The following is a 26,137-nucleotide window of genomic DNA, read 5'->3' as shown; positions in this document are numbered from 1 at the left end:
TCAAGCCATTCCAAGGAGACACGCCATGACCAACGCCGCCGCCGAACTGCTGCCCAGCCGTACCGACATCGAACAGGCCGCCAAGGTGGTCTATGGCGCGATGGCGCCGACGCCGCAACTGTCCTGGCCGCTGCTGAACCAGGCGCTGGGCGCGCAGGTGTGGGTCAAGCATGAGAACCATGCGCCGACCGGCGCCTTCAAGGTACGCGGCGGCATGGTCTACCTCGACAAGTTGGCGCGCCGGCAGCCGCAAGTGCGCGGCGTGATTTCCGCCACGCGCGGCAACCACGGCCAGTCGGTCGGCCTGGCGGCCAGCCGTTTCGGCCTGCATGCCACCATCGTCGTCCCGCAAGGCAATAGCCGCGAAAAGAACGCCGCCATGCGCGCCCTGGGCGTCTCGCTGGTGGAATACGGCAGCGAGTTCCAGGAAAGCCGCGAACACGCCCAGCAACTGGCGCAGGAGCAGCAATTGCACATGATCCCCTCGTTCCACCGCGACCTGGTGGCGGGCGTATCGACCTACTGGATGGAACTGCTGGCCGCGCAGCCGGACTTGGATGCGGTGCTGGTGCCGATCGGCCAGGGTTCGGGCATGTGCGGTGCGGTGGCCGCGCGCAATGCGCTGGGGCTGAAGACGCGCGTGATCGGCGTGGTGTCGGCGCACGCGCTGGCCTACAAGCTGTCGTTCGAACAGGGCGTCAAGGTCGAGTCGCCGGTGTCGACCAGGATCGCCGACGGCGTCGCCTGCCGCGTGCCCGACGAGGCCTCGCTGGCGGTGCTGCGCGCCGAAGTCGACGAGGTGATCGCCGTCACCGACGACGAAGTGATGGATGCGATGAAAATGTTCTTCATCGCCACCCACAACGTGGCCGAAGGCGCCGGCGCCTGTGCGCTGGCGGCCGCGCTGCAGATTCGGGCGCGGTTGCAGGGGCGCAAGATCGGCGTGACGCTGTCGGGCGGCAATGTCGACCACGATGTATTCGCCCGTGTGCTGCTGCGCGAAACCGCATTCGATCTGGAAACCAGTGCGCCGGTGCTGCAACTGGCGCAGAGGAGGGTGGCATGACTTCGCAATCCGATCGCAATCCCTGTCAATTGTCATTGCAACGTCGCCAGGTGCGCACTGCGCGCGTGATGCAGGTCTGCACCCTGGCGGTCAGCCACGGTCGCGTGTGGGTGACGCAGGAAGGCCGCACCGACGATTTCTGGCTGGAATCCGGCGACAGCATGGTGCTGTTGCCGGGCGCGCTGGCGGTGATCGAGGCCGACCGCTTCTCCAACCTGCGCATCGAGCCGGTGGCGATGCAGACCGCGCAGGCCTGGTTGCGCCTGTGCTGCGCCGGCGTGCGCGGACTGGCGGCGGCATTGGGCGGCACTGCCGGCTATCGGGCATCAGCCCTGCCGGGCAACGGGGAGGGGCGCTGACATGGAAATGTTTTTGCCGCTGATGTCGTTCGCTTTCGTTTCCTCGATCACGCCGGGGCCCAACAACATCATGCTGACCTCATCAGGCATCTGGTTCGGCTTCCAGCGCTCGGTGCCGCATATGCTGGGCATCACGTTCGGCTTCGGCGTCTTGCTGGCCTTATGCGCATTCGGTATAGGCGCGCTGGTGATCGCGGTGCCCGGGATGACCTTCATTCTCAAGGTGCTGGGCTCGGCCTACCTGATTTACCTCGCCTGGCAGTTGCGCGACATGCGCGTGGCCGGCGGCGCGGGCGAGGCCGCCAGGCCGATGTCGTTCTGGGGCGCGGCGGCGTTCCAGTTCGCCAATCCGAAAGCCTGGGTGATGGCCATTACCGGCGCTTCCGCCTTCATGCCGATACTGCATGATCGCCCCGCATGGCTGGCAATCCTGCTTTACTGCTTCATCTTCTGCGCCATCAACCTGCCGTGCGTCTCGATATGGGCCGGCGCCGGCGCGGTGCTGCGGCGCTATCTCGACCAGCCGCTGTGGCGCACGGTATTTGCCGTGACGATGGTGCTGCTGACGCTGTATTCGGCGTTGGCGATCTGGTTCTGAACAGGACGAATTCACCCAAGGAGCGGTAGCGCATGCAAGCACAGACCAATCGGGGCGGCGAAGTGACGCCGTCGCCGCAGATATCGCGCAACGAATCCCGGGGCATGTGGCTGGGGCTGGTCGGCGTGGCCATCTTCAGCCTCACGCTGCCGTTCACGCGCATCGCCGTGGCCGAGCTGAATCCGGCCTTCATCGCCTTCGGGCGCGCGGTGGTGGCGGGCCTGTGCTCGCTGGCGCTGCTGGCGTGGATGAAGGCGCCGCGCCCGAATGCGCAGCAGGTGCGCGGGCTGATCGTCACTGCGCTGGGCGTGGTGGTGGGCTTTCCCTTGTTTTCCTCGATCGCGATGCGCTACGTGCCGGCGGCGCATGGCGCCGTGGTGGTGGGGCTGCTGCCGCTGGCCACCGCCTTGTTCGGCGCGCTGCGTTTCGGCGAGCGCCCCTCGGCCGGCTTCTGGCTGGCGGCGCTGGCCGGTTCCGGCATCGTCATCGCCTTTGCGCTGCGCGAGGGCGGGGGCAGTTTCCACCTGGCCGACTTCGCGCTGTTCGCCGCAGTGGTGACTGCGGCCATGGGGTATGCCGAAGGCGGCCGCCTGTCGCAGACGATGGGCGGGCAGCAGGTGATCGCCTGGGCGCTGGTGATTTCGCTGCCGGTGATGGTGCCGGTCTCGCTGTGGCTGGGCTGGCAATACGGCGTGACGGCCTCGCCGGCCTCGTGGGTGGCGTTCGCCTATGTCTCGCTGTTCTCGATGTTCATCGGATTTTTCTTCTGGTACAAGGGCCTGGCCCTGGGCGGCATCGCCCGCGTCGGACAAGTGCAATTGTTGCAACCCTTCATGAGCCTGCTGGGCGCCGCCGTGATCGCCGGCGAGGCGCTGGATGCGAGCAATATGCTGTTCGCGCTGGCCGTGATCGCCGTGGTGGCGGTCGGGCGGCGCATGGCGGTTCGTCGATAGCGCCGCGCAGGGGCGGCCGGGCATTGCCTGGCTGAAATGTGCATTGCGAGCCGCCGGGATGCGCAATTGTCGGGCTAAAACCCAGGATATTTGAGATAATCGTCGTCTTGTATTTTTTCTTAACAAGCAGAGCACGTGCGGCCTACCGGCCGGCGCGATGCGACGCAAAACAAGGAGCACCGTATGTCCGTTTATGAAAAGCTGAAAGCACTGAACATCGAACTGCCGGCCGTGGCAACCCCGGCGGCGGCTTACGTGATGTATGCGCAAACCGGCAATACCGTCTTCCTCTCCGGCCACCTGGCCAAGAAGGATGGCAAGGTATGGGTCGGGCAGCTCGGAAACGACATCGGCACCGAAGATGCGAAGCAGGCGGCGCGCGCAGTGGCGATCGACCTGATCGCCACCCTGCAGGCGGCTTGCGGCGGCGACCTCACCCGCGTCAAGCGCATTGTCAAACTGATGAGCCTGGTCAACTCGACCGGCGCATTCACCGAACACCACCTGGTGACCAACGGCGCCTCCGAGCTGATCGGCGAAGTCTTCGGCGAAGCAGGCAAGCACGCCCGTTCCGCCTTCGGCGTGGCGCAACTGCCCATGGGCGCCTGCGTCGAGATCGAAATGATCGCCGAGATTGCCTGAGCAATCCGCCGCAGCTAGAACACCCGGACGGCCCGCCGTCACCATCTCATCGCAGAACAGTAGAAACACCATGAAACTCGAAAATCCCGCACCGCTGCAATGGCAGTTCTCCGACCGCGCTACCAAGATGCAAAGCTCGGCCATCCGTGAAATCCTGAAGGTGACGATGCGTCCCGACATCACCTCCTTCGCCGGCGGCCTGCCGTCGCCGCTGACCTTCCCGGTGGAACAGATGAAGGCCGCGTTCGACCGCGTGCTGACGCAACAAGGCAAGGTCGCCCTACAATACGGCCCCACCGACGGCTACCTGCCGCTGCGCGAATGGATCGCCGGCTCGCTCTCCACCGACGGCGCCCAGATCCTGCCGGAGCAGGTGCTGATGGTGTCCGGCTCGCAGCAAGGCCTGGACCTGCTGGGCAAGGTGCTGATCGACGAAGGCAGCAAGGTGCTGGTCGAGACCCCCAGCTACCTGGGCGCGCTGCAGGCGTTCGCGCTGTACGGCGCCAAGTTCGAATCGGTTCCGTCGGATGAAAACGGCCTGCAGCCTGATGCGATCGAAGCCATCGCCGGCGGCGCCCGCATGCTGTACTCGCTGCCCAACTTCCAGAACCCCACCGGCCGCACGCTGCCGACCGAGCGCCGCATCAAGCTGGTCGAGACCTGTGCCCGCCTGGGCCTGCCGCTGATCGAGGACGATCCGTACGGCGCCCTGAGCTACCGCAACGCGCCGTTGCCCAAGATGCTGTCGATGAACCCGTCGGGCGTGATCTACATGGGTTCCTTCTCCAAGGTGCTGACCCCCGGCATCCGCCTCGGCTACGTGGTCGCCCCGCGCCCGCTGGTCCTGAAGATGGAGCAGGCCAAGCAAGCCACCGACCTGCACACCGCGCAACTGACCCAGATGGTGGTGTACGAGGCGATCAAGGACGGCTTCCTCGACCAGCACGTGCCGACCATCCGCAAGCTCTACGGCGACCAGTGCCAGGCCATGCTGGACGCGCTGCAACAGTACTTCCCGGCTGGCTGCTCGTGGAGCAAGCCGGAAGGCGGCATGTTCGTCTGGGTCACGCTGCCCAAGCACATCGACACCGGCGCGCTGCTCAACGAAGCCGTCGAAAAAGAGAAGGTCGCCTTCGTGCCGGGCGCGCCGTTCTTCGCCAACACCCCGGAGAAGAACACCATGCGCCTGTCCTTCGTCACCGTGCCGCCGGAGCAGATCCGCGCCGGCGTGGAACGCCTGGGCAAGCTGATCGCCTCCAAGCTGTAATCCGGCGACCGCTCCGATGAAGATCGAGAACCTGCCGTTCGGCATCACCGACTGGAGCCGGATCGATGCCACCGAGCATCCCGGCATTACCGGCAAGGCGTTTTGGCGCACCTGCAAGTTCGGCGACATCCGGGTACGCATGGTGGAGTACACGCCCGGCTACCTGGCCGACCACTGGTGCGTGAAGGGGCATGTGCTGTTGTGCTTGGAGGGCGAGTTGCACACCGAGCTGGAGGACGGCCGTACTTTCGTCCTCAAGCCGGGCATGAGCTACCAGGTGGCTGACAATGCCGAGCCGCATCGGTCGTCGACCGAGATTGGCGCCAAGCTGTTTATCGTCGACTGAGTCTTCCTGCGATTCTGTAATGGCAAAAGCCCGCATCATGCGTGATGCGGGCTTTTTCTTTTCCGGGACGGCCATTCGGCCGATACCTCACATCACATACTGCGCCAGGCCGTGGCCGAACGACCAGTTGCCCTTGTCGCCTTCGACCAGGCTGATCATCACATCCTCCGGACGCACGCCGGGATCCTTCCCCAGCCTTTCCACGATGCGCGCGAACAGGGCGTTCTTCTGTTCCTGCGTGCGGGTATTGCTGATGGTCAGCTGGATCAGCACGAAATCGTCCGAGCGGTCTATGCCCATGTAGTCGCGGCTGAATACCAGCTCTTCCGGATCATGCTCGGTCAGCACCATGAAACGGTCGTTCTCGGGCACGTTGAAGGTTTCGCGCATCGCCTGGTAGATGTTTTCCAGGATGGCGGCGCGGTAGGGGCGCGGCTTGCCGCGCAGCAGGGATACTCGGACCAGGGGCATGGCAATCTCCTTTGTCAGTTGGCGGAATCGAAGCTTTTCGGGTAGCTGCGGCCCGATGAAATGCATGTTACGCTGCACGAATAATTCGAAAAATAACTGATTGAATATTTCAATGATTTAAATTTTTAATCATTGGCGAAGGAAATGTCCTCATGGAACGTCCGCTAGACCTCGACGCCGTACAGGCCTTCGTCCTGGTGGCCGACCTGCAAAGCTTCACCCGCGCCGCCGAGGCGCTGGACAGCACGCAGTCGGCAATCAGCCTGAAACTGAAGAAACTGGAGCAGCGCCTGGCGCGCCGGCTACTGGAACGCACGCCACGCCTGGTGCGGCTATCCGCAGATGGCCAGGAATTCCTGCCGGCCGCGCGCGAATTGCTGGGCGCGCATGAACGCGCCTTGGGCAAGCTGGCGCAGGGCGCCGCACGCTTTTCGGTCGGCATCAGCGACCACGTGGCCGGCAGCGCCTTCGCCGCGGTGCTGTCGCAGGTCAACGGCTATGACCCGGGCGTGGTGATCGAGGTGAGGATCGCGCCCTCGCGCGAAGTCATGCAGCAGTACGAGCGCGGCGAACTGGACGCCGCCATCGTGCGCCGCGAGCCGCAGGACAGCGGCGGCGAGCTGGTGATGGAAGAACGCATCGGCTGGTTCGCCGCGCCGCAGTGGCGCTGGCATCCCGGCGAAACGCTGCGGCTGGCGACGTTCTCGACTACCTGCCGCATCCGCGACATGACGTTGCGCCGGCTGGACGAAGCCGGTATTCCCTGGGTGGAGGTATTCATCGGCGGCGGCATCCACGCGGTGGGGGCGGCAGTCAGCGCGGGGCTGGCGGTATCAGCGCTGCTGTACCGCACCGCGCCGGCGGGCGTCGTCGAAGTGGGAGCCGCGCTCAAGTTGCCGTCGTTGCCGCTGGCCCAGGTCGTGCTGCATTCGCGGCTCAAGGAAAAGCGTACGCAGGGCGTGCTGCGTACGCTGGTGGCGGCATTGAAGGCGGCGTAATCGCATTGCCGCGTCAGGCCATGGCCGCCTGCGGCGTCATGCGGCCGGAGATGGCCATGCGGTTGAGCGCATTCATCAGCGCGATGGCGATGGTCAGCTCGGAGAATTCCTGCTCGTTGAAATGGGCGGCGGCGGCCTGGTAGTCGGCGTCCGGCGCGGCGGTCTCGCCGATATGGGTAACCACCTCGGCCCAGGCCAGCGCCGCCTGTTCGCGCGGCGAGAACAACTGGCCGGCTTCATGCCAGACCGGCACCAGCACCAGCTTGTCGATAGCCATTCCGCTCTTGAGCAGGTCGCGCGAATGCTTGTCGATGCAATAGGCGCAGCCGTTGATCAGCGACACGCGCAGGAATACCAGCTCGACCAGTTCGGCCGGCAGGCTGCAATGCTTCAGGCCGTTGTTGACGGCCAGCAGGTGGTTGTAGAGTTCGGTGGCATTCTTGTACATGTCGATGCGCTTGCTCATGGCGGGGCCTTTTCCTCAGGGTAACGATGAGCTGCCATGATGCGGCGGCATGGACCAGTCGAGAAGTGCCAAGAATGACTATTCGATATGGGCCATGAAATATGATCGTCAGAGCAGCGCGAGGATGCGCCTGGCCAGGTGCTGCGCCTGCCGATGCGACTCGATATTGGTGAAACTGAGCATCAGCATCGGCGGCAGGTCAGGGCGGCTTTCCAGCACGCATTCGGACAATGCGCGGCCGAACATGCCGTCCGCGCGCATGCGTTCGGCCAGTGTCCGGTCGGAGCGGCGGCCGCGCAGGCGCAGCAGCAGGTGCATGCCGCCGGGCTGGGCCTCGACCAGCATGTACTTGCCCAGCACCGCATCCAACCCGGCCGCCGCCAGTTCGCGCCGCTCCCGGTAGAGGCGCCGCATGCGCTGGATGTGGCGGGCGAAATGCCCCTCGGCCATGAAGGCGGCGACGATGTCTTGCGTCAGCGCCGGGCTGCCGCCGGAGAAGCAGCGGGCGGTTTCCTCGAATCGCGCCGTCTGCGAGGCCGGCACCACCAGATACGCCAATCGTATCGCTGGGAACAGCACCTTGCTGAAGGTACCCGCATACAGCACGCGGTCGTCGCGGTCCAGGCTCTTCAAGGCTGGAAGCGGCCGGCTGGCGTAGCGGTATTCGCCGTCGTAGTCGTCTTCGACGATCCAGGCCCGGTGGCGCGAAGCCCAGTCCAGCAGCTCGACGCGCCGCTGCAGCGACAGCGTCACGCACAGCGGGCTGTGGTGCGCCGGCGTCACCACCGCGGCTCGCGCGCGCGATGCCAGTTGCACGCCGACGCCGACTTGCAATCCCTCCTGGTCGACCGGCACGCCCACCAGTTTCATGCCGGCTTCGCGCAGCAAGGCGCCGGCGGGGATGTAGCCGGGATCTTCCACCCACACCTTGTCGCCGGGCTGGAGCAGGGCGCGCGCGGCGAGATCGAGCGAATCGCGGTAGCCGGCGGTGACGAACACCTGTGCCGGCGAGCAGACGATGCCGCGCGACAGTTGCAGGTAGCGCGCGATCTCGGTCCGCAGCGTTTCCAGGCCGGCCGGCGGCGGGTACAGCATGTCGGCCGTTTGGGTGGCGCGCACCGCCCGCGCCGCCAGGCGTGCCCAGATTTTGCGTGGGAATGCGTCCAGCGCCGGCACGCCCATCTGGAAGGGGCGCAGCACAGGCGAGGTTGCGGACGGCGCGAACCCGGCGGGCGCGGAAGAGGCGGGCAGGGGCGGCGCCTCGCCGACGGCGGCCGGTATCGCCTTCAGGCCCGTGGCGACCACGGTGCCGGCCTGGCCGCGCGCCTCGATGTAGCCTTCCGCCGCCAGCAGCGAATAGGCGCTTTCGACGGTGCCGCGCGCCAGCCCCAGCTCAGCCGCCAGCGCCCGCGCCGAGGGAATGCGGTCGCCCGGCTTCAACAGCTGGTCGGCCATGGCTGAACGCAGCCGGGTATAGATCTGGCGGTAATAGGGCTCGTCGGCGCCCGGGGTGAGCTGCAGGAAGTCGTGCGTCGAAGTCGATTTCATGGCTTAGTAGAAATGTCATTTCTTGGCTCTGCCGATTATGCCATCCGGAAATTAAGATGGCGCGATCACAGACCCCATCGAGAGGAAACCATGAGCAACCGCCTGCTGGAATTGACGACCAGGCAATGGCGCATCACCGACCCCGCATTGCGCCATGCGGACAGCGACGAGGAGCGGCGCGCCTGCTATCCCGTCATGCGCGAGCTGCGCCCGCACCTGCGCAGCGAAGAGGAATTCATGGAACGCACCGGCCGCGCCGCCGATGAAAGTTATCGCATCCTGGCGGCCTGGGACGACGGCAAGGTCACGGCATTGGCCGGCTACCGTTTTCAGGAAAACCTGGTGTACGGCAAGTTCCTCTACGTCGACGATCTGGTGAGCGCCGAATACGCGCGCGGCAAGCGCTGGGGTGAGCGCTTGCTGAAGGCATTGGACGGGGTCGCGGCGGAAGCGGGCTGCGCGCGGCTGGTGCTGGATACCGGCATGGCCAATGCGCGGGCGCAGCGCTTCTATTTCCGCCAGGGTTTGCTGACGAGTTCGATGCGTTTCGGCAAGGCCATCGGGACGGCGGCATGATGAAAGCGTATTGAAATAGTGCCGGGGGCGCCCTTTTCAAGAGCCGGGAGCGATAAAAAATACCGATGGAAATGGGCGCCGGATTTTAAAAAATTTTCCCTTGAAAAGCTAAAAGCGCATCCCTAGATCGGAACCAGCAGATGCTCAAACGCGAGGTCTGCGACGAAAACATCGCTTACTTTGAAAGGATATTTTTATGCGTAACTTCGACTTCTCTCCCCTGTACCGCACTGCAATCGGCTTCGACCGCCTGGCCCAGATGTTCGACAACGCCCAGCGCGCCGACCAGCCCAGCTATCCGCCGTACAACATCGAACTGGTGGCCGAAGACAAATACCGGATCACGATGGCCGTCGCCGGTTTTGCACGCAGCGAAATCGAGATCGAAACCGAAAATGAAACCCTGAAAGTCGTGGGCCGCAAACAGAAGGAAGAGCCGCAAGCCAACTTCCTGCACCGAGGCATCGCCGCCCGCGATTTCGAACAGCGTTTCCAACTGGCCAACCACATCAAGGTGACCGGCGCCAGCCTGGAAAACGGTTTGCTCAACATCGAACTGGTGCGTGAGATTCCGGAAGCGCTCAAGCCGCGCAAGATCGAGATCGGTTCGGCGGAAGACAACGTCCAGCGTTTGGAACGTGTCGCTGCCTGATTTGATTTGTCGTTTTGCAGCAATGGAAAACCCGCGTAAGCGGGTTTTCTTTTTTGTGCCCGGCGTATCGTCACCGGGCATTCTCTGTATAATCCCTGCAAATATTTCCAGCCGTTGCCTGAACCGGTAACGAAGCAACCCGGAAATACGTAAGCGTTCACGTCAACCAACGCGTCCATCCGGCATCGCTGCCAAGCGCGACTACGTCCGCCTGCGATGCCACAGACGCTATGGTGAAAAACTTGAAACGACTTTCCCGGCCGGCGCGCTTGCGCATGGCAAACGGCTTCTCCCCATCCCCTCTGCAACATCCGGTATTCGATCCTGCTGCGGTTGCCGTTTTCGCACGCGCCGATTTTTCCGTACAGCGAGGTTGAACATGTCCATGAACATCCCACAAAACCTGCAAGAGCGCTCGACTGCGCGCAATCTGCTGCCGCTGGTGGCGATCGTGTTTTCCGGTTTCCTGTGCATCGGCATTCCGCTGCCGGCCTTGCCGCTGCATGTGAACGGCACGTTGGGCTACAGCGCCATCGTGGTGGGCTGGATCGTCGGTATCCAGTCCTTCGCCACCATCCTGACGCGCAAGTTCGCCGGTTCCTATTGCGACCGGCATGGGCCGAAGCAGTCGGTTTCGCTTGGCTTGCCGATGGCATCATGCGCCGGGCTGCTGTACTTGGCGTCGACCTGGATCGCCGATCCCCTGGGCAGCATCGCCGTGCTGACGCTGGGGCGCCTGCTGATGGGGCCGGCCGAAAGCCTGTTCCTGACCGGCACCATGACCTGGGGCATCGGCCGTGTCGGCATCGCCAAGACCGGCAAGGTGATGGCCTGGCAGGGCATCGCCATGTTCGCCGCGCTGGGCATAGGCGGGCCGCTGGGCGTGGCGATCCAGCAGCGCTTCGGCTTTGCGGGCGTTGCCTGGACGACGATCGTGCTGCCCTTGCTGGGCTTTGCCATAGCCCGCATGCTGTCGGCGCTGGCGGTTTCGCGCGGGCATCTGCAGGGCTTGTCCTTCATGGGCGCGCTGGCGCTGATCTGGCGCTTTGGCTTGGCCCTGGCGTTCAGTGCGATGCCGTTTGCCATCCTCACCAGCTTCTTGGTGCTGCTGTATGGCAGTTACGGTTGGCAGGGCGCGGGTTACGCCATTCTCGGTTTTTCGGCGGGGTATATCGGCGTGCGGCTGTTTTTTGCGCATCTGCCGGATCGCATTGGCGGGGCCAAGGTCGGCGCAGTTTCCGTTGCCATCGAGTTGTGCGGCCAGTTGATGTTGTGGCAGGCGCATGATCCGATGACTGCTTTAGCTGGTTCGGTGCTGACCGGCATCGGCTTCTCGCTGGTGTTCCCTTCGATGGGCGTGCAGGCCATGGCGCGCGTGCCGGCGCATTCGCGCGGCATGGCGGTGGCTTGCTTCATGGCGTTCATCGACGTCGCTTCGGGGCTGACCGGCCCCATCGTCGGCGTGGTGATCGGCTTGTATGGCTATCCGGCGGCGTTCCTGGCAGGTACCTTGGCTTGCGTGGCGTCCTTGCTGGTGATGTGGTCGAGCGCACGGCGCAACTGAAGCTGGCGCCAAAGAAAAACGGCCCCTGAGTCAATCTCAGGGGCCGTTTTTCATTACCGGGCTCAGGTGCGTTCGATCAGGTTTCGGCGCGCAAGCCCGCGGCCTTGATCCTCGACTCCAGCGCCTTGCCCTTGCGCGCCCGCTTGCCGATATGGATGCCCAGCGCGGTGGCCGACAGCGACACTTCCTGCTCCTTGCCGCCGCGTCCGGTGCCGTAGACCAGCACACCCTTCTGGCTGATCGCTTGCGCGCCCAGGAGCTTTTCGTTCTTCTCCAGTTCCATCAGGTTCACACCGCGTCCGCCGGAGGAGAGCGTCTTCATTTCGTCCAGGCCGAACACCAGCAGGCGGCCGTTGCCGGAGAGGCAGGCCACGGCGCCGGCGTCGGCCGCCACCGGGCGCGGGGCCAGCGGCAGGGCGCCTTCATCCAGCGTGAAGAAGGCCTTGCCGCCCTTGACGCGGCCGAACATGTCGGATGCCTTGGCGACGAAGCCCGCGCCGGCGTCGGATGCCAGCAGCAGCGTGGTGTCGGCCGGGCCGGCGTAGTAGTGCAGGATGTTGCTGCCGCTGGCCAGTTCGACCAGCGTGGTGACGGGTACGCCGTCGCCGCGCGCGTTGGGCAGGGCGTTGACGGCGATCGTGTAGACCCGGCCGTTGGAGCCGAAGGCCAGCAGGTTGTCCACCGTGCGGCATTCGAAGGCGCCGTACAGGCCGTCGCCGGCCTTGAAGGTGAATTGCGCGGCATCGTGGCCGTGGCCGGTGCGCGCGCGCACCCAGCCCTTTTGCGAAATGATGACGGTGACCGGCTCGTCCACCACCTTCTGCTCGAAGGTGGCGCGTTCGGCTTCTTCGATGATGGTGCGGCGGGTGTCGCCGTATTGCTTGGCGTCGCCTTCGATTTCCTTGATCACCAGCTTCTTCATCGAGGCCGGGTTGTCGAGCAGGTCTTGCAGCGTGGTCTTCTCGCCGCGCAGCTCGGCCAGTTCCTGCTGGATCTTGATCGCTTCCAGACGCGCCAACTGGCGCAGGCGGATTTCCAGGATGTCTTCGGCCTGGCGGTCCGATAGCTTGAACGCTTCAATCAGCGCCGGCTTCGGCTCGTCCGATTCGCGGATGATCCTGATGACCTTGTCGATGTTGAGCAGCACCGCTTCCCGGCCTTCCAGGATGTGGATGCGGTCGTTCACCTTCTGCATGCGGAACTGCGTGCGGCGGGTGACGGTGTCGAAGCGGAAGCTGATCCATTCGCCAAGGATATCGGACAGGCCCTTCTGGCGCGGGCGGCCGTCGCCGCCGATCATCACCAGGTTGAGCGAGGCGCTGGTTTCCAGCGAAGTCTGCGCCAGCAGCGTGTTCATGAACTCGGTCTGGTCCTGGTTCTTGGACTTCGGTTCGAACACCAGGCGCACCGGCGCTTCGCGGCCGGATTCGTCGCGCACCGCGTCGAGCAGGCCGAGGATGGCGGCTTTTTGCGATTGCTGTTCCGGCGTGAGGGTCTTCTTGCCCAGCTTGAGCTTGGGGTTGGTCAGTTCCTCAATTTCTTCCAGCACCTTTTGCGACGACACGCCCGGCGGCAGTTCGGTGATCACCGCCTGCCACTGGCCGCGCGCCAGGTCTTCGATCTTCCAGCGCGCGCGCACCTTGAGGCTGCCGCGGCCGCTCTGGTACATCTCGGCGATGGTGGCTTGCGGCGTGATGATCTGGCCGCCGCCGGGGAAGTCGGGGCCGGTGATGTGGGTCATCAGTTCGGCGTGGCTGATCTTCGGGTTGCGGATCATCGCCACCGCCGCGCGCGCCACCTCGCCCAGGTTGTGCGAGGGGATTTCGGTCGCCATGCCGACCGCGATGCCGGAGGCGCCGTTGAGCAGCAGGAAGGGCAGGCGCGCCGGCAGCAGGCTGGGCTCCTGGGTGGAACCGTCGTAGTTGGGCTGGAATTCCACCGTGCCCATGTCGATCTCGTCGAGCAGCAGCTTGCTGATGGGCGTCAGGCGCGCTTCGGTGTAGCGCATCGCCGCCGCGCCGTCGCCGTCGCGCGAGCCGAAGTTGCCGTGGCCGTCGATCAGCGGGTAGCGCAGCGAGAAGTCCTGCGCCATGCGCACCAGCGCGTCGTACACCGACTGGTCGCCGTGCGGGTGCAGCTTGCCCAGCACATCGCCGACCACCGCGGCCGACTTGCGCGGCTTGGCGGCGGAATTAAGCGACAGTTCGTTCATCGCGTACAGGATGCGGCGCTGCACCGGCTTCTGGCCATCGGCCACGTCGGGCAGGGCGCGGCCCTTGACCACCGAGATCGCATAGTCGAGGTAGGCGCGCTCGGCGAAGGTCGACAGCGTCAGCGATTCGCCGTCCGGCGGAGGCGGGGTCTGGTCAAACAGGTTGGCTTGTTCGGTCATGTGTCTTCGTTGCGAACTTGGTTAATCGTGTCGATCGTCGTCTTGCCGATCGTTCAATGAGGTGGCCGTGCCGGCTACGGCCTGCGGCGACGGCGCTTCGGACAAGGCTTCGCCCGGCGCATGCGGCGGCAGCGTGACCTTCAAGCGCGCCCCGCCGCCGGCCTCGACGTTGCCGGCGGGGCGATACAGCTGGTAGAAGCGCGACACCAGCCGAACATAGCCCTGGGTTTCGGGGTAGGGCGGAATCTTGTTGCCGTATTTCTGCACCGCCCCTTCGCCGGCATTGTAGGACGCAATAGCCAGTTCGGCGTGCTGCGGGAACATCGCCAGCAGGTCGCGCAGGTAGCGCGCCGCCAGGCGGATGTTGATCGTCGGATCGGTCAGCTTCTGGTGCAGCGTCTTGCGCAGCGTCTTGCGACGGTCGCCCTGCAGGCCGTAACGCGCGGCGGTGGCCGGCAGCACCTGCATCAGTCCGACCGCACCCTTGGTCGAGACCGCGCGCGCGTTGAAGCCCGATTCGGCGGTCATCACCGCCTTGAGCAGCGAGGCATCCAGCCCGAACTCATCGGCCGCCTTGCCCAGCAGGGCATCGTACTTGCGCGCATCCGGATGCATCATCATGGTCTTCACGAACGGCGGATCGGGTTCGGTCGCCGCGTCCTTGCCGCCCCGGTGATTCAGGGTGGCGGCGCTGCTGGCGATCAGGCTGTCGCGGTTGTCCACCCGTTCGGCATAGAAGTGGACCATGCCCTGCGCGTCGGTGTAGCGGTAGACGATGTTCTTGCTGTCGGTATTGGTGTTGGTCTCGGTATGGGTGTGGACCGCGCCGTCCGCATCGGTGTACTGGAGGCTGCGCTGGGCCATCGCCGGCGGCGCGTGCAGCACGAAGCCTGCCGCCAACAAGGCGGCAGTCAACGCGCGGGACGTGCGGCGTAGCGCCAGGGGCGGCATGTCAGGTATCGCCCCGGAAAGCTTGCGCCAGGGCAAGCAGCTTGGCTGGTTCGGTCATGGTACTTGGTCGTGGTCGCATCATGCTTAAGAGTTGTCAGGAACGCAGCCGTTCAGTGTCGTCGTCAGAAAAACTTTCCTTTGGCCAGGTACATCGTCAACATGTTGACGACGGTAAATACCATGATTGTTGTTCTGTTTTTGCGTGTACGGCTGGTGCGGATCAGATATCGGCCTCAGCCTCGTTGCCGTGCTCTTCGATCCATGCCCGGCGCGAGGCGGCCTCGCCCTTGCCCATCAGCATGTTGAAGCGTTCTTCCGAAGACTGCACGCCCGGTTCGCCGAAGCCGATCGGCAGCAGGCGGCGGGTGTCCGGGTTCATCGTGGTTTCCCACAATTGCTCGGCGTTCATCTCGCCCAGGCCCTTGAAGCGCGAGATGCTCCAGGCGCCTTCCTTGAGGCCGTCCTTGCGCAGCTTGTCTTCGATCGCTTCCAGTTCGCCGTCGTCCAGCGCATAGAGTTTTTGCACCGGTTTCTTGCCGCGCGCGGGAGCGTCCACGCGGTACAGCGGGGGGCGCGCCACGCAGATGTTGCCGTTCTCGATCAGCTTGGGGAAGTGCTTGAAGAACAGCGTCAGCAGCAGCACCTGGATGTGCGAGCCGTCCACGTCCGCATCCGACAGGATGCAGATCTTGCCGTAGCGCAGGCCGGACAGGTCGGGCGTGTCGTTGATGCCGTGCGGGTCGACGCCGATGGCCACCGCGATGTCGTGGATTTCATTGTTGGCGAAGAGGCGATCGCGTTCGGTTTCCCAGGCGTTCAAGACCTTACCGCGCAGCGGCAGGATGGCCTGGAATTCCTTGTCGCGGCCCATTTTGGCCGAGCCGCCGGCGGAGTCGCCCTCGACCAGGAACAGTTCGTTGCGCGAGACGTCCGAGGATTCGCAATCGGTCAGCTTGCCGGGCAGCACGGCCACGCCGGAGGACTTCTTCTTCTCGACCTTCTGCGCCGAGCGCAGGCGGCTTTGCGCCTGCTTGATGACCAGTTCGGCCAGCTTCTTGCCGTAGTCGACGTGATGGTTCAGCCACAGTTCCAGCGCCGGGCGCGAGAAGCCGGCCACCAGGCGCACGGCGTCGCGCGAATTCAGGCGTTCCTTGATCTGGCCCTGGAATTGCGGGTCGAGCACCTTGGCCGACAGCACGAAGGAGACGCGCGCGAACACGTCCTCGGCCAGCAGCTTGACGCCCTTGGGCAGCAGCGAGTGCATCTCGGCGAAGCTCTTCACGGCCGAGAACAAGCCTTCGCGCAGGCCCGATTCGTGGGTGCCGCCGTTGGAGGTGGGGATCAGGTTGACGTAGGACTCGCGCACCACCGCGCCTTCCTCGGTCCAGGCCACCACCCACGACGCGCCTTCGCCCTCGGCGAAGCCTTCGGCATCCTTGCCGGCGAACTGTTCGCCTTCGAACAGCGGGATCAGGGTTTCGCCGTTGCCGGTCTGCGCCAGCTGCTCCATCAGGTAGCCGCGCAGGCCCTGGTCGTATTGCCAGCTCTGGGTGTCGCCGCTCTTGGCATTGGTCAGCGTGACCTTCACGCCCGGCAGCAGCACCGCCTTGGAGCGCAGCAGGCGCTGCAGTTCGCCCAGCGGGATGACGGGCGAGTCGAAGTATTTGGCGTCCGGCCAGACGGTGACGCGGGTGCCGGATTTCTTGTCGTCGCGGCCGGCCGGGCGCGACTTGAGCTTTTCGATCACGTCGCCGCCGGAGAAGGCCAGCGTATGCACGCCGTTGCCTTGCTCATCCTTGCGCCAGACGGTGATTTCCAGGCGCGTGGCCAAGGCGTTGGTAACCGATACGCCGACGCCGTGCAAGCCGCCCGAGAACGCGTAGGCGCCACCCGAACCCTTGTCGAACTTGCCGCCGGCATGCAGGCGGGTGAACACGATTTCGACGGTCGGCACCTTTTCTTCCGGGTGCAGGCCGACCGGGATGCCGCGGCCGTCGTCTTCCACGGAGATGCTGCCGTCGGCGTTCAGGGTGACGGCGATGCTCTTGCCGTAGCCGCCCAGCGCCTCGTCGGAGGCGTTGTCGATGACTTCCTGGATGATGTGCAGCGGGTTCTCGGTGCGCGTGTACATGCCCGGACGCTGTTTGACCGGCTCCAGGCCCTTGAGGACGCGGATGGATGATTCGCTGTAGTCGGACGGGGATGTTTTCTTGGTTGCCATGCAGGTGAGATTGGGTCTGGTCGGGTAGGCCGGCAGGGCCGGTGTGTAGCCAAAATGACAGTATTCATGCGCCCTGCGGGCGCTGCCAACTGCGCATTCTAATGAAAATTGCGCAAAGCAGAAAATTACTGGTGGGAAATGATGCTCTGGGCGGCCGGAACGCGGCCGCGGAAGGGAGGTGCGCCGCCGTTGTCGGGGCGGCGGCGCGAGGGGACGGTGAGCGCTGTTTCAGGCGGCCAGCAGGCCTTCGACCGCCCGCGCGATCGACAGCAAACGGCGGTCCTGGCCGCCGGGCGCGGCCAGCGACAGGCCTACCGGCGCATCGCCCGGCTGCTGGCAGGGCAGGGAAATGGCGCAGCCGTCGAGGAAATTGATCAGCGTCGGGTTGCGCAGGATCAGGCCGTTGGCGGCGTAGTAGGCGTCGTCGCTGGCCTGCAGGTCGGCGATCCTGGGCGCCACCACCGGCACGGTCGGCATCACCAGCGCGTCGAAGCCGTCCAGCTGCGCCTCGGTGTTGGCGATCCAGCGCTGGCGGGCATGGATCACGTCCAGCAGGTCGGCCGCGCCCATGTCCTTGCCGCGCAGGATGCGCGAAACCACGCGCTGGTCGTAGCCGTCCTTGTTTTCGGCGATCAGCCCGCGATGCCAGGCGTAGGCTTCGGCGGCGGTAAAGCCGCCCTTGGCATTGATCGCGGCCAGTTCGCCGAAGGCCGGCACCGGCTGCTCGACGATCACCGCGCCGGCGGCCGACAGTTTGCCCAGCGCCGCCTGGTAGGCCGCGCCGACTTGCTCATCCATGCCGTCCAGCACCACATTGGTCGGCGCCAGCAGGCGCAGGCCACGCAGCGGATGGGCAATCGGGGCGAAGTAATCTGCGCCGGACAGCACCGCGTCCATGATGGCGCAGCACTCGACCGAGGCCGCCAGCGGGCCGATCGAATCCAGGTATTGCGACAACGGCAGCACGCCCTTCATCGAGACCCGCGAGGCGGTCGGCTTGAAGCCGGTCAGGCCGTTGAGGGCGGAGGGGATGCGCACCGAACCGCCGGTATCCGAGCCGATGGCGGCGCAGGCCATGCCGTCGGTCACCGAGACCGCCGCGCCCGAGGACGAGCCGCCGGGAATGCGGCCGCCGTCCACGCCGCGCTGCCAGGCGTTCTGCGGGGTGCCGTAGTGCGGGTTGATGCCGAGTCCCGAATAAGCGAACTCGGTCATATTGGTCTTGCCGATGACGACGGCGCCGGCATTGATCAGGTTCTGCACCACCACCGCATTGGCGGCGGCGGCCGGTTTGCCGCGCAGCACCACCGAGCCGGCCAGCGTGGCCTCGCCGGCTACGTCGAACAAGTCCTTGACCGAGACCGGCAGGCCGTCGATGGGCGAGCGGCGCAGGCCGGCCGCGCGCAGCGTGTCGGCAGCTTGCGCGGCGGCGCGCGCCTGGTCGGCGTAGACGCTGGTGAAGACGCGCGCGCCTTCGCCGCTGGCGTCGGCGATTTTCGCCAGCGCCTGTTCGGTCAGTGCAACGGAGGTGGTGCGGCCGCTGTCGAGGTCGGCGGCGAGTTGGGATAGGCGGGGATACATGGTCGGCATGGTTGTGCGGTCGATGGAGGGTGCAGTGTAGCGTACCAGGCGGCTTGCCGCAGGCGACTCAGGCAACTTCGGCCAGCGACTGCGCCACATAGCCGTGGCGCAGCGAACGGCCTCGGCGCGGGTCGAACAGTTCCATCGTGAAGGAGGCCGCCGGACGGATGCCGCCGATGGCGCCGACCGTGCCGCAGGTCATGCCGCAGCCTTCGGGCAGGATGGCCTGGCCGTTGGTGAAGCGTGCGATCAGGTCGGAAGGCGTGCGCAGCGAGGACAGCGGGCCTTCCTGGTACAGCACGGCGGCGCCGTTCTCTTCGATCCAGGAGCGGATCACCAGCTCATCCCAATAATCGACCACATCGGCCAGTTTCCAGGCGGCGGCGCCGACCGGCTTGACGCAGGCTTGCTTGGAGAAGGCCACGCTGTGCGCTTCCAGCTTGCGGTCGGTGTGGTCGGAGGCGATCGAGACATACAGCTCGCCGCCGGCGTTGAAGACGAAGGTTTCGACTTCGCCGGAGGATTCGCCGCCCAGCACCTGCACGTCCTTTTCCTGCGTGAGCTGGTTGGCCGAGACGCGGTAGAACAGCGGCACCGCGCTGGGGCGCGAGATGCCCAGCGCTTCCAGCTCTTCGATGTGGTGTTCGATGGCGGCCATGTCGCGGCCGGCCCAGCCGGCGATGACCAGGGTATGGATGTCGGCAATGATGGTGCCGGCGCCGTTGTCGGGGAGGGAGAAAGAAAGCTTCATGACGGTCACTTCACAATAACGATTGCGTGAATCAAACGCCGGAACCAAAGGTGGCTCCGGCGGGAAAATGCTTACTGCTTCTTGACGAACACCACCACCAGGAAACTGGCGAGGAATTCGAGCGCGGCCACGAAGTACAGGCCGGAAGACAGGGAGCCGGTGCTGGTCTTCAGGGCGCCGATCATGTACGGCGCCACGAAGCCGGCCAGGTTGCCGATCGAGTTGATCAGCGCGATGCCGCCGGCGGCCGCGGTGCCGGCCAGGAATGCGGCCGGGATCGACCAGAACACCGGGAACGCGGCCAGGATGCCGATGGCGGCAACCGTCAGCGAGCACAGAGCGATGGCGGCGTTGCCCAGCGTCATGCCGGTGGCGACCAGGCCGATACAGGCGATCAGCGTGGCGACGGCGCTATGCATGCGGCGCTCGCCGGTCTTGTCGGAATGGATGCCGTTCCACACCATGGCCAGCGTGCCGGCGATGAAGGGGATGGCCGAGATCAGGCCGATCTGCAGGTTGCCCTTGATGCCGATCTCCTTGATGATCGACGGCGCCCAGAACGCGATGGTGGCGTTGCCGCTGACCACGCAGAAGTAGACGGCGGCGCAGATCCACACGCGGTAGTTGGCGCAGGCGTCCTTGAACGAGAGGTGCTTGCCGGGTGCGCTGTTTTCAGCGGCCAGGGTTTGCGTCAAGGCGTTCTTTTCGGCCTCGGACAGCCACTTGGCGTTGGCCGGTTTTTCCGGCAGCCAGGCCAGCACAGCGAAGCCGGCCAGCAGCGAGGGGATGCCTTCGAGAATGAACAGCCACTGCCAGTTGGCCAGGTGGCCGACACCTTCCATGCCGCTCATGATGAGGCCGGCGATCGGGCCGCCGACGGCGCCGGCGATGGCGAACGAGGTCATGAACAGGCCGTTGACGCGGGCGCGGCGCCGGGCCGGGAACCAGTAGGTCAGGTACAGCACCACGCCGGGGAAGAAGCCGGCTTCGAACACGCCCAGCAGGAAGCGCAGGATGTAGAAGGTGGTTGGCGTGGTGACATAGGCCATCGCCATCGAGGCCAGCCCCCACAGGATGGTGATGCGCGCCAGGGTCTTGCGCGCGCCGATCTTTTCCAGCAGCAGGTTGCTGGGCACTTCGAACAGGAAGTAGCCGATGAAGAAGATGCCGGCGCCCAGGCCGTAGACGGCTTCCGAGAATTGCAGGTCCTGCAGCATCTGCAGCTTGGCGAAGCCGACGTTGACGCGGTCGATCCAGGCCAGCACGAACAGGAAGACCAGGAACGGGATCAGCCGCCAGGCGACCTTGCGATAGGTGGCATCCATCTCGGATGCGTTGCCGTCGGCGCCGGAAACCGGATCGAGCGCGGCGGATGTGGAATAAGACATGCATTACCTCCCTAATTGTTGATGAGCCGAGCCGGTTTGCGGCGGCGCGCGGATGTCTGGACAGTGTGCTGAGCCGGTCGGATTCTTGTGATTGCCCGGCGCATGCGATGGCGCCAGGCGGATGCCGGTCTTAATTCAGTATGGGGATGAGGGAGGGACGCTGTCCAACAAGAAAATCTGAACAGGATTGATTGAAAAATCTTATGAGCAAAAGCGGGGCGCGCGACGCCGCATGTTGGTGCCGTGCTGCGGCGCGGGAATTCAGCCTGCAGCCAGGGAAGAGGGCAGGCGTGCGATCTCGTGTCCCCAATTGAGTGCGAAATCGGAGGCGGTTTCCTGGGCGATGCGGGCCACGGTTTCGGTCAGCGGATTCTCATGGTCCGAGCGGAAGCAGGCGACCATGGCCAGCGCCGGGAATTCGGTATCGACCCGCAGCAGGTGCAATATCTCTTCATTGAGTTCGCGCTGGATGATGGCCGGCGGCACCGCCGCGATGCCGAAGCCGTCGGTGACCAGCCGGATCATGGTGGCCACCGAGGCGATGCAGTTGATGTGCAGGTTGTTGCGCTCGCTGCTGGAGAACATGCGCTCGATTACCGCATGCGGGCCGGAGTTGCGCGCGAAGCTGACCACCGGGAAGGCGGCAAGGTCGGACAGCGTCAGCGTCTCGCTGCCGATATCGAGCTTGGGGCTGCCGACCCAGCGCATCGGGAATTCGCACAGCGCGATATTGCTGACCTGCGGGCCGATCACCGGCTCGGCCTGCAGCACCAGGTCGAGGTTGCCCTTGCTGAATTGCTCGTGCAGGTGGATGGTGGTGTCGCTGGCGATCTCGATCTGCAGGCGCGGGAAGGCCTTGTGCAGGCGGCCGAGGAAATCGGGGAACCAGCTATGCACGATGGACTCGATCACGCCGATGCGGATCACGCCGGCGTAGACCTGCTTGTCGGACATGTCGTCCTTCATCTCGCGCATGAGCTTGACCATGCGTTCCGCATACACCAGCGCCTTGCTGCCGTCGGCGGTCAGCGCTACCTCGCGCGCGCTGCGGTCGAACAGGCGCACGCCGAAGTCCTGCTCGAGCGAGGCGATGCGGCTGGAGACGGCCGCTTGCGTGGTGTGCAGGCGTTCGGCGGTCAGGCGGAAGTTGCGTAGCTTGGCCAGCCAGACGAAGGTTTCCAGGAAGCGGATGTTCATGATGCAGGGGCGGTGGGAAGATGGAGCGCAGGTATGAAAATCGCACTATTCCACATACCTGCAAAGGAGCGTATTTTATCCATTGCAGCCTGCTCCGGCAGCTTCTCATTTTGGTGCGGTGCGATAAAAAATGCAGCGATAACGGTGCATCTGGAAGCCTTTTGCTGTTATTTCTGGTGCATATATCGATATTTTGTTTTTGAAAGTATTTTTTCTTTACTCGCAAATGAAATGTAAATATATTTACATTTTTCTTGCAGGCAGGAAGTCTGCGAGGCACCGATAAAAAACACTTTCATGGGACCGAGGCGGACTGTGGCGCAACAGCCGAAAAACATCATGCTGCAAGGCGCGGGCGCAGTGGCGCAGACCGTGGGCAAGCTGTATCCGCAGTTGTCCAAGTCGCACCGCAAGACGGCCGACTACGTGCTGGGCAATCCGTTCCGCGCCGCCACCATGACCATCGACGAGCTGTCGGAAGCGGCCGGCGTCTCGGTCGCCACCGCCAACCGCTTCGCCCATGCGCTGGGCTTCGACGGCTACGCTTCGCTGCGCGCCGCGCTGGTGTCCGATTTCGAGACTACGCTGGCGCCGGTCGAAAAGCTGCGCAACGAAGTGCAGCGCCCGGCCACCAGCGCCGAGATCATGGCCGCCGCGTTCGAGAACGACATCCACAACATCGAGGCCACCCGCCGCATGCTGCTGCCCGAACAATGCGAGCAGGCGGTGGACATGATCCTGGCCGCCGAGCGCATCTTCGTGACCGGCTTCGGCGCTTCCGCCTACCTGACCGGGCTGATGGCGCACGCGCTGGAGCCCTATGTGCGCACCGTGTCGTCGGTGGCGCTGGCGGGCGGCCCGTCGCAGGCCGGCCGCCAGTTCTTCAAGCTCGATAGCCGCGACCTGGTGATCCCGATGGTGTTTCCGCGCTATGCCGCCGACACCATCCTGCTGACCCAGCGCGCGGTGGAAAAGGGCGCGAAAATCCTCGCCATCACCGATGTGCCCGGCTCGCCGCTGGTGCCGCTGGCCGATGTGACGATCTTCGCGCAGACCGACCGCAAGCTCTCGCCGACCTCCGACGCGGCCGCGCTGATCCTGATCCAGGCGCTGTGCGACGCGGTCGCGCATCGCGCCAGCCGGTCGGTGCAGGCGGCATCGCAAATGACCGAATTCGTGTTGCCGTGGCTTTACCTGCCGCAGCAGCAGCGCGCAGGAACGACCCCGGTGGGCAAGCCTGCCGCCAGATCCAAAGGAAAGACGAAAGCATGAATACTCCTGTCATCGCCATCCATGGCGGCGCCGGCACCATTTCCCGCGATTCCCTGAGCGCTGAAGAAGAAGCGCGCTACCACCGGGCGCTGGCCGACATCGTCGGCGCCGGCCAGGCCGTGCTCAATGCCGGCGGCTCGGCGCTGGAAGCGGTGACCGAGGCGGTGCGCCTGCTGGAAGACTGCCCGCTGTTCAACGCCGGGCACGGCGCGGTGTACACCAGCGAGGGCAAGCATGAGCTGGACGCCAGCGTGATGAACGGCGTCGACCTGGCCGCCGGCGCGGTGGCCTGCGTCACCAATATCCGCAATCCGGTGCTGGCCGCGCGCGCGGTGATGGAAAAGAGCGAGCATGTGCTGCTGGTCGGCCAGGGGGCGGAAGCCTTCGCCGCCAGGAACGGGGTGGCGACTGCCGAGCCCGGCTATTTCCATACCGATGCCCGCCATCAGCAATGGTTGCGCGTGCGCGGCCAGAGCCGGGCCATGCTGGACCATGACGCCGCTTCCTTCGCCTTCGCCCACAAGGGCGACGAGGCCGTGAAAGGCGAAAAGGCGCCGATCGACCCCGACAACAAGTTCGGCACCGTCGGCGCCGTGGCGCTGGACAGGTTCGGCAACCTGGCCGCCGCCACCTCGACCGGCGGCATCACCAACAAGCAGCCCGGCCGCGTCGGCGATTCGCCGCTGATCGGGGCCGGCTGCTACGCTTCCAATTCGACCGCGGCGGTGTCGGCCACCGGCACCGGCGAGGCGTTCATGCGCACCGCCGCCAGCTATGATGTGGCCGCGCGCATGGCCTACGCTGGCGATACCTTGCAGCAGGCGGCCGAGAAGGTGGTGTTCCAGTTGCTGCCGTTGGTGGGCGGGCGCGGGGGGCTGATTGCGCTCGATGCGCAGGGCAACCTGGCGCTGCCCTTCAACACCGAAGGCATGTACCGCGCCTATGGGCGCGGAGAGCAGACGCCGGTAACGGCGATCTACCAGGCTGAGCAATAAGCAGGCGAGCAGGAGAAACGAGAAATGCAACAGCCACAACGCGTGCTGGACGTCAGCAACCTGAGCGTGCGCTTTTCCACTTCCGAACGGACGGTGGATGCGGTGCGCGGCCTGTCATTCCATGTCGGCCGCGGCGAGACGCTGGCCATCGTCGGCGAATCGGGGTCCGGCAAGTCGGTGTCGTCCTTGGCCATCATGCGCCTGATCGAACACGGCGGCGGCAAGATCGTCGGGGGCGGCATGCAGTTCCTGCGCCGCAACGGCCAGTCGCTGGACCTGGCGCAGGCCGACAACGCCACCATGCGCAGCATCCGCGGCGCCGAGATAGCGATGATCTTCCAGGAGCCGATGACCTCGCTCAACCCGGTGTTCACGGTGGGCGAGCAGATCGCCGAATCGATCCGCCTGCACCAGGGAAAAAGCCGTGCGGCGGCGCAGGCCGAGGCGCTGCGCATGCTGGAGATGGTGCGCATCCCGGAAGCCAAGCGCGTACTGGGCCGCCATCCGCACCAGCTGTCGGGCGGCATGCGCCAGCGCGTGATGATCGCAATGGCCTTGTCGTGCAAGCCGTCGCTGCTGATCGCCGACGAGCCGACCACGGCGCTGGATGTGACCATCCAGGCGCAGATCCTGCAACTGATCCGCTCGCTGCAGGAGGAAATGCAAATGGGCGTGGTCTTCATCACCCACGACATGGGCGTGGTGGCCGAAGTGGCCGACCGCGTGGTGGTGATGTGCCGCGGCGAGAAGGTCGAAGAGAATGACGTCAAAAGCATCTTCGCCGCGCCCAGCCATCCCTATACCCAAGCGTTGCTGGCCGCCGTACCCCGCCTGGGTTCGATGCGCGGCACCGACAAGCCGCGCCGCTTCGGCATCGCCGCCGAAGCCGAGGCCAAGCCGGAAGCCATCGCCACCGAGCTGCAGGGCCAGGGGGAAATCGCCGGGCAGCGCGAACCGATTCTGAAAGTGCGCGACCTGACCACCCGCTTCGACGTCAAGAGCGGCATCTTCGGCCGCGTGAAGCAGCGCGTGCATGCGGTGGAGAAGGTCAATTTCGATTTGTTCGCGGGCGAGACGCTGGCCATCGTCGGCGAATCCGGCTGCGGCAAGTCCACCACCGGGCGTTCGCTGCTGCGGCTGGTGGACATCGCCGGCGGCCGCGTCGAGTTCGGCGGGCGCGACCTGGCGCAGCTGCCGCGCTCGGAACTGCGCCACCTGCGGCGCGACATCCAGTTCATCTTCCAGGACCCGTTCGCTTCGCTGGACCCGCGCATGACGGTCGGCTATTCCATCATGGAGCCGCTGCTGGTGCATGGCATGAAGGAGGGCGCGCAGGAGCGCGTCGATGCCTTGCTCACGCGCGTGGGCCTGACGCCGGAACACGGCCAGCGCTATCCGCACGAATTCTCCGGCGGCCAGCGCCAGCGCATCTGCATCGCGCGCGCCCTGGCGCTGAACCCGAAGATCGTGATCGCCGACGAATCGGTGTCGGCGCTGGACGTGTCGATCCAGGCGCAGATCGTCAACCTGATGCTGGACCTGCAGGCCGAGCTCGGTATTTCGTTCATCTTCATCTCGCACGACATGGCGGTGGTGGAGCGCATCAGCCACCGGGTGGCGGTGATGTACCTGGGGCAGATCGTCGAGATCGGCCCGCGCCGCGCCATCTTCGAGAACCCGCAGCATCCTTACACCCGCAAGCTGATGGCGGCGGTGCCGGTGGCCGATCCGACCCTGCGTCAGCCGGGCAAGAAGCTGATGACCGACGAAATTCCCAGCCCGATCCGGCTGGTGGGCGACGAGCCCAAGGTGGCGCCCCTGAAGGAGGTCGCGCCCGGCCACTTCGTGGCTACGCATAGTATTGCCGGCGCTTTCTGATTGCC

The 26,137-nt window shown here is 65.1% G+C and carries 25 protein-coding genes; 15 read left to right on the top strand and 10 right to left on the bottom strand.

The annotated features are described in order from the left end of the window. The first annotated feature begins 25 nt into the window (after positions 1-25). The 7 genes from J7548_RS05370 to J7548_RS05340 all read left to right on the top strand — a co-directional run bounded on the left by J7548_RS05370 (position 26) and on the right by J7548_RS05340 (position 5,231). On the top strand, positions 26-1,066 hold the full coding sequence (locus J7548_RS05370) for a threonine dehydratase (RefSeq protein WP_290971343.1): 1,041 nt from the start codon (positions 26-28) through the stop codon (positions 1,064-1,066). Beyond that, positions 1,063-1,425, top strand: a complete 363-nt coding sequence (locus J7548_RS05365; RefSeq protein ID WP_290971340.1) for a DUF2917 domain-containing protein — start codon at positions 1,063-1,065, stop codon at positions 1,423-1,425. Before J7548_RS05370 ends, J7548_RS05365 begins: the two co-directional genes overlap by 4 nt. Before the next feature lies 1 nt (position 1,426). Then, positions 1,427-2,023 (top strand): LysE family translocator, encoded by a 597-nt coding sequence (locus tag J7548_RS05360; RefSeq protein ID WP_290971337.1) that lies wholly within the window; start codon positions 1,427-1,429, stop codon positions 2,021-2,023. Between the two features lie 32 nt (positions 2,024-2,055). Next, on the top strand, positions 2,056-2,976 hold the full coding sequence (locus tag J7548_RS05355) for a DMT family transporter (RefSeq protein WP_290971335.1): 921 nt from the start codon (positions 2,056-2,058) through the stop codon (positions 2,974-2,976). Positions 2,977-3,159: 183 nt separating this feature from the next. Then, the gene (locus J7548_RS05350) at positions 3,160-3,618 is read left to right on the top strand and encodes a RidA family protein (protein ID WP_290971333.1); all 459 of its coding nucleotides are present in this window, start codon (positions 3,160-3,162) and stop codon (positions 3,616-3,618) included. 70 nt (positions 3,619-3,688) lie between these two features. Continuing rightward, a complete protein-coding gene (locus J7548_RS05345; protein WP_290971331.1) occupies positions 3,689-4,885 on the top strand; it encodes a PLP-dependent aminotransferase family protein in 1,197 nt (398 codons plus the stop codon). Between the two features lie 16 nt (positions 4,886-4,901). Continuing rightward, positions 4,902-5,231 carry a DHCW motif cupin fold protein gene (locus J7548_RS05340; protein WP_290971329.1) on the top strand — a complete coding sequence of 110 codons (330 nt, stop codon included), beginning with the start codon at positions 4,902-4,904 and terminating at the stop codon, positions 5,229-5,231. An 87-nt stretch (positions 5,232-5,318) separates the two neighbouring features. Here the strand turns inward: J7548_RS05340 and J7548_RS05335 are convergent, their stop codons facing one another. Then, the gene (locus J7548_RS05335; protein ID WP_290971327.1) at positions 5,319-5,702 is read right to left on the bottom strand and encodes a tautomerase family protein; all 384 of its coding nucleotides are present in this window, start codon (positions 5,700-5,702) and stop codon (positions 5,319-5,321) included. Between the two features lie 152 nt (positions 5,703-5,854). Between J7548_RS05335 and J7548_RS05330 the strand changes: the two genes are divergently transcribed. Further along, entirely contained in the window at positions 5,855-6,700 is an 846-nt protein-coding gene (locus J7548_RS05330) for a LysR substrate-binding domain-containing protein (protein WP_290971324.1), read from the top strand. A gap of 13 nt (positions 6,701-6,713) precedes the next feature. Here J7548_RS05330 and J7548_RS05325 read toward each other — a convergent pair whose 3' ends face one another. Together J7548_RS05325 and J7548_RS05320 are read right to left on the bottom strand one after the other, a co-directional pair. Next, positions 6,714-7,166: a carboxymuconolactone decarboxylase family protein gene (locus J7548_RS05325; protein WP_290971321.1), complete on the bottom strand. Its 453-nt coding sequence runs from the start codon at positions 7,164-7,166 to the stop codon at positions 6,714-6,716. A gap of 108 nt (positions 7,167-7,274) precedes the next feature. Further along, a complete protein-coding gene (locus tag J7548_RS05320; protein WP_290971319.1) occupies positions 7,275-8,714 on the bottom strand; it encodes a PLP-dependent aminotransferase family protein in 1,440 nt (479 codons plus the stop codon). A gap of 90 nt (positions 8,715-8,804) precedes the next feature. Here J7548_RS05320 and J7548_RS05315 point away from each other — a divergent pair, with 90 nt between their 5' ends. From J7548_RS05315 to J7548_RS05305, 3 genes are all read left to right on the top strand, one after another. After that, positions 8,805-9,290 (top strand): GNAT family N-acetyltransferase, encoded by a 486-nt coding sequence (locus tag J7548_RS05315; RefSeq protein ID WP_290971316.1) that lies wholly within the window; start codon positions 8,805-8,807, stop codon positions 9,288-9,290. Between the two features lie 196 nt (positions 9,291-9,486). Beyond that, positions 9,487-9,942, top strand: coding sequence for an Hsp20 family protein (locus J7548_RS05310; protein WP_290971314.1), 456 nt, complete (start codon positions 9,487-9,489; stop codon positions 9,940-9,942). 385 nt (positions 9,943-10,327) lie between these two features. Next, positions 10,328-11,506, top strand: coding sequence for an MFS transporter (locus tag J7548_RS05305; RefSeq protein WP_290971311.1), 1,179 nt, complete (start codon positions 10,328-10,330; stop codon positions 11,504-11,506). A 76-nt stretch (positions 11,507-11,582) separates the two neighbouring features. Here J7548_RS05305 and parC read toward each other — a convergent pair whose 3' ends face one another. From parC to J7548_RS05270, 7 genes are all read right to left on the bottom strand, one after another. After that, the gene (gene parC / locus J7548_RS05300) at positions 11,583-13,898 is read right to left on the bottom strand and encodes a DNA topoisomerase IV subunit A (RefSeq protein ID WP_290971309.1); all 2,316 of its coding nucleotides are present in this window, start codon (positions 13,896-13,898) and stop codon (positions 11,583-11,585) included. A 21-nt stretch (positions 13,899-13,919) separates the two neighbouring features. Next, entirely contained in the window at positions 13,920-14,849 is a 930-nt protein-coding gene (locus J7548_RS05295) for a lytic transglycosylase domain-containing protein (RefSeq protein WP_290971306.1), read from the bottom strand. 220 nt (positions 14,850-15,069) lie between these two features. Beyond that, entirely contained in the window at positions 15,070-17,070 is a 2,001-nt protein-coding gene (locus J7548_RS05290; protein WP_290971304.1) for a DNA topoisomerase IV subunit B, read from the bottom strand. 228 nt (positions 17,071-17,298) lie between these two features. Next, positions 17,299-18,651, bottom strand: a complete 1,353-nt coding sequence (locus J7548_RS05285; protein ID WP_290971301.1) for an amidase — start codon at positions 18,649-18,651, stop codon at positions 17,299-17,301. A gap of 67 nt (positions 18,652-18,718) precedes the next feature. After that, on the bottom strand, positions 18,719-19,402 hold the full coding sequence (locus J7548_RS05280; RefSeq protein WP_290971297.1) for a DUF2848 domain-containing protein: 684 nt from the start codon (positions 19,400-19,402) through the stop codon (positions 18,719-18,721). A gap of 71 nt (positions 19,403-19,473) precedes the next feature. Then, positions 19,474-20,790, bottom strand: a complete 1,317-nt coding sequence (locus J7548_RS05275) for an MFS transporter (RefSeq protein ID WP_290971294.1) — start codon at positions 20,788-20,790, stop codon at positions 19,474-19,476. Between the two features lie 261 nt (positions 20,791-21,051). Then, a complete protein-coding gene (locus tag J7548_RS05270; protein WP_290971291.1) occupies positions 21,052-21,987 on the bottom strand; it encodes a LysR family transcriptional regulator in 936 nt (311 codons plus the stop codon). Positions 21,988-22,020: 33 nt separating this feature from the next. Here J7548_RS05270 and J7548_RS05265 point away from each other — a divergent pair, with 33 nt between their 5' ends. The 4 genes from J7548_RS05265 (at position 22,021) to J7548_RS05250 (ending at position 26,132) form a co-directional block, all read left to right on the top strand. Beyond that, positions 22,021-22,224 (top strand): hypothetical protein, encoded by a 204-nt coding sequence (locus tag J7548_RS05265; RefSeq protein WP_290971288.1) that lies wholly within the window; start codon positions 22,021-22,023, stop codon positions 22,222-22,224. A gap of 102 nt (positions 22,225-22,326) precedes the next feature. Continuing rightward, positions 22,327-23,259, top strand: coding sequence for a MurR/RpiR family transcriptional regulator (locus J7548_RS05260; protein ID WP_290971285.1), 933 nt, complete (start codon positions 22,327-22,329; stop codon positions 23,257-23,259). Beyond that, positions 23,256-24,254 (top strand): isoaspartyl peptidase/L-asparaginase, encoded by a 999-nt coding sequence (locus J7548_RS05255; RefSeq protein ID WP_290971282.1) that lies wholly within the window; start codon positions 23,256-23,258, stop codon positions 24,252-24,254. The genes J7548_RS05260 and J7548_RS05255 overlap by 4 nt, the downstream gene beginning before the upstream one ends. A 24-nt stretch (positions 24,255-24,278) precedes the next feature. Further along, positions 24,279-26,132 (top strand): dipeptide ABC transporter ATP-binding protein, encoded by a 1,854-nt coding sequence (locus J7548_RS05250; protein WP_290971279.1) that lies wholly within the window; start codon positions 24,279-24,281, stop codon positions 26,130-26,132. The last annotated feature ends 5 nt before the right edge of the window (positions 26,133-26,137 follow it).

Origin of the sequence: Herbaspirillum sp., from assembly GCF_017744395.1 — a bacterium.
Lineage (GTDB): Bacteria > Pseudomonadota > Gammaproteobacteria > Burkholderiales > Burkholderiaceae_D > Herbaspirillum.
This window is presented reverse-complemented; position numbering and strand designations above follow the sequence as displayed.

Excerpts from the sequence above, each read along its gene's own strand:
- J7548_RS05310 (WP_290971314.1), top strand. The coding sequence starts at position 9,487 with ATGCGTAACTTCGACTTCTCTCCCCTGTACCGCACTGCAATCGGCTTC.
- parC (WP_290971309.1), bottom strand. The coding sequence starts at position 13,898 with ATGACCGAACAAGCCAACCTGTTTGACCAGACCCCGCCTCCGCCGGAC.
- J7548_RS05260 (WP_290971285.1), top strand. The coding sequence starts at position 22,327 with ATGCTGCAAGGCGCGGGCGCAGTGGCGCAGACCGTGGGCAAGCTGTAT.
- J7548_RS05290 (WP_290971304.1), bottom strand. The coding sequence starts at position 17,070 with ATGGCAACCAAGAAAACATCCCCGTCCGACTACAGCGAATCATCCATC.
- J7548_RS05335 (WP_290971327.1), bottom strand. The coding sequence starts at position 5,702 with ATGCCCCTGGTCCGAGTATCCCTGCTGCGCGGCAAGCCGCGCCCCTAC.
- J7548_RS05285 (WP_290971301.1), bottom strand. The coding sequence starts at position 18,651 with ATGTATCCCCGCCTATCCCAACTCGCCGCCGACCTCGACAGCGGCCGC.
- J7548_RS05250 (WP_290971279.1), top strand. The coding sequence starts at position 24,279 with ATGCAACAGCCACAACGCGTGCTGGACGTCAGCAACCTGAGCGTGCGC.
- J7548_RS05270 (WP_290971291.1), bottom strand. The coding sequence starts at position 21,987 with ATGAACATCCGCTTCCTGGAAACCTTCGTCTGGCTGGCCAAGCTACGC.
- J7548_RS05350 (WP_290971333.1), top strand. The coding sequence starts at position 3,160 with ATGTCCGTTTATGAAAAGCTGAAAGCACTGAACATCGAACTGCCGGCC.
- J7548_RS05320 (WP_290971319.1), bottom strand. The coding sequence starts at position 8,714 with ATGAAATCGACTTCGACGCACGACTTCCTGCAGCTCACCCCGGGCGCC.
- J7548_RS05305 (WP_290971311.1), top strand. The coding sequence starts at position 10,328 with ATGAACATCCCACAAAACCTGCAAGAGCGCTCGACTGCGCGCAATCTG.
- J7548_RS05345 (WP_290971331.1), top strand. The coding sequence starts at position 3,689 with ATGAAACTCGAAAATCCCGCACCGCTGCAATGGCAGTTCTCCGACCGC.
- J7548_RS05315 (WP_290971316.1), top strand. The coding sequence starts at position 8,805 with ATGAGCAACCGCCTGCTGGAATTGACGACCAGGCAATGGCGCATCACC.
- J7548_RS05370 (WP_290971343.1), top strand. The coding sequence starts at position 26 with ATGACCAACGCCGCCGCCGAACTGCTGCCCAGCCGTACCGACATCGAA.
- J7548_RS05295 (WP_290971306.1), bottom strand. The coding sequence starts at position 14,849 with ATGCCGCCCCTGGCGCTACGCCGCACGTCCCGCGCGTTGACTGCCGCC.
- J7548_RS05365 (WP_290971340.1), top strand. The coding sequence starts at position 1,063 with ATGACTTCGCAATCCGATCGCAATCCCTGTCAATTGTCATTGCAACGT.
- J7548_RS05355 (WP_290971335.1), top strand. The coding sequence starts at position 2,056 with ATGCAAGCACAGACCAATCGGGGCGGCGAAGTGACGCCGTCGCCGCAG.
- J7548_RS05330 (WP_290971324.1), top strand. The coding sequence starts at position 5,855 with ATGGAACGTCCGCTAGACCTCGACGCCGTACAGGCCTTCGTCCTGGTG.
- J7548_RS05265 (WP_290971288.1), top strand. The coding sequence starts at position 22,021 with ATGAAAATCGCACTATTCCACATACCTGCAAAGGAGCGTATTTTATCC.
- J7548_RS05280 (WP_290971297.1), bottom strand. The coding sequence starts at position 19,402 with ATGAAGCTTTCTTTCTCCCTCCCCGACAACGGCGCCGGCACCATCATT.
- J7548_RS05340 (WP_290971329.1), top strand. The coding sequence starts at position 4,902 with ATGAAGATCGAGAACCTGCCGTTCGGCATCACCGACTGGAGCCGGATC.
- J7548_RS05255 (WP_290971282.1), top strand. The coding sequence starts at position 23,256 with ATGAATACTCCTGTCATCGCCATCCATGGCGGCGCCGGCACCATTTCC.
- J7548_RS05360 (WP_290971337.1), top strand. The coding sequence starts at position 1,427 with ATGGAAATGTTTTTGCCGCTGATGTCGTTCGCTTTCGTTTCCTCGATC.
- J7548_RS05325 (WP_290971321.1), bottom strand. The coding sequence starts at position 7,166 with ATGAGCAAGCGCATCGACATGTACAAGAATGCCACCGAACTCTACAAC.
- J7548_RS05275 (WP_290971294.1), bottom strand. The coding sequence starts at position 20,790 with ATGTCTTATTCCACATCCGCCGCGCTCGATCCGGTTTCCGGCGCCGAC.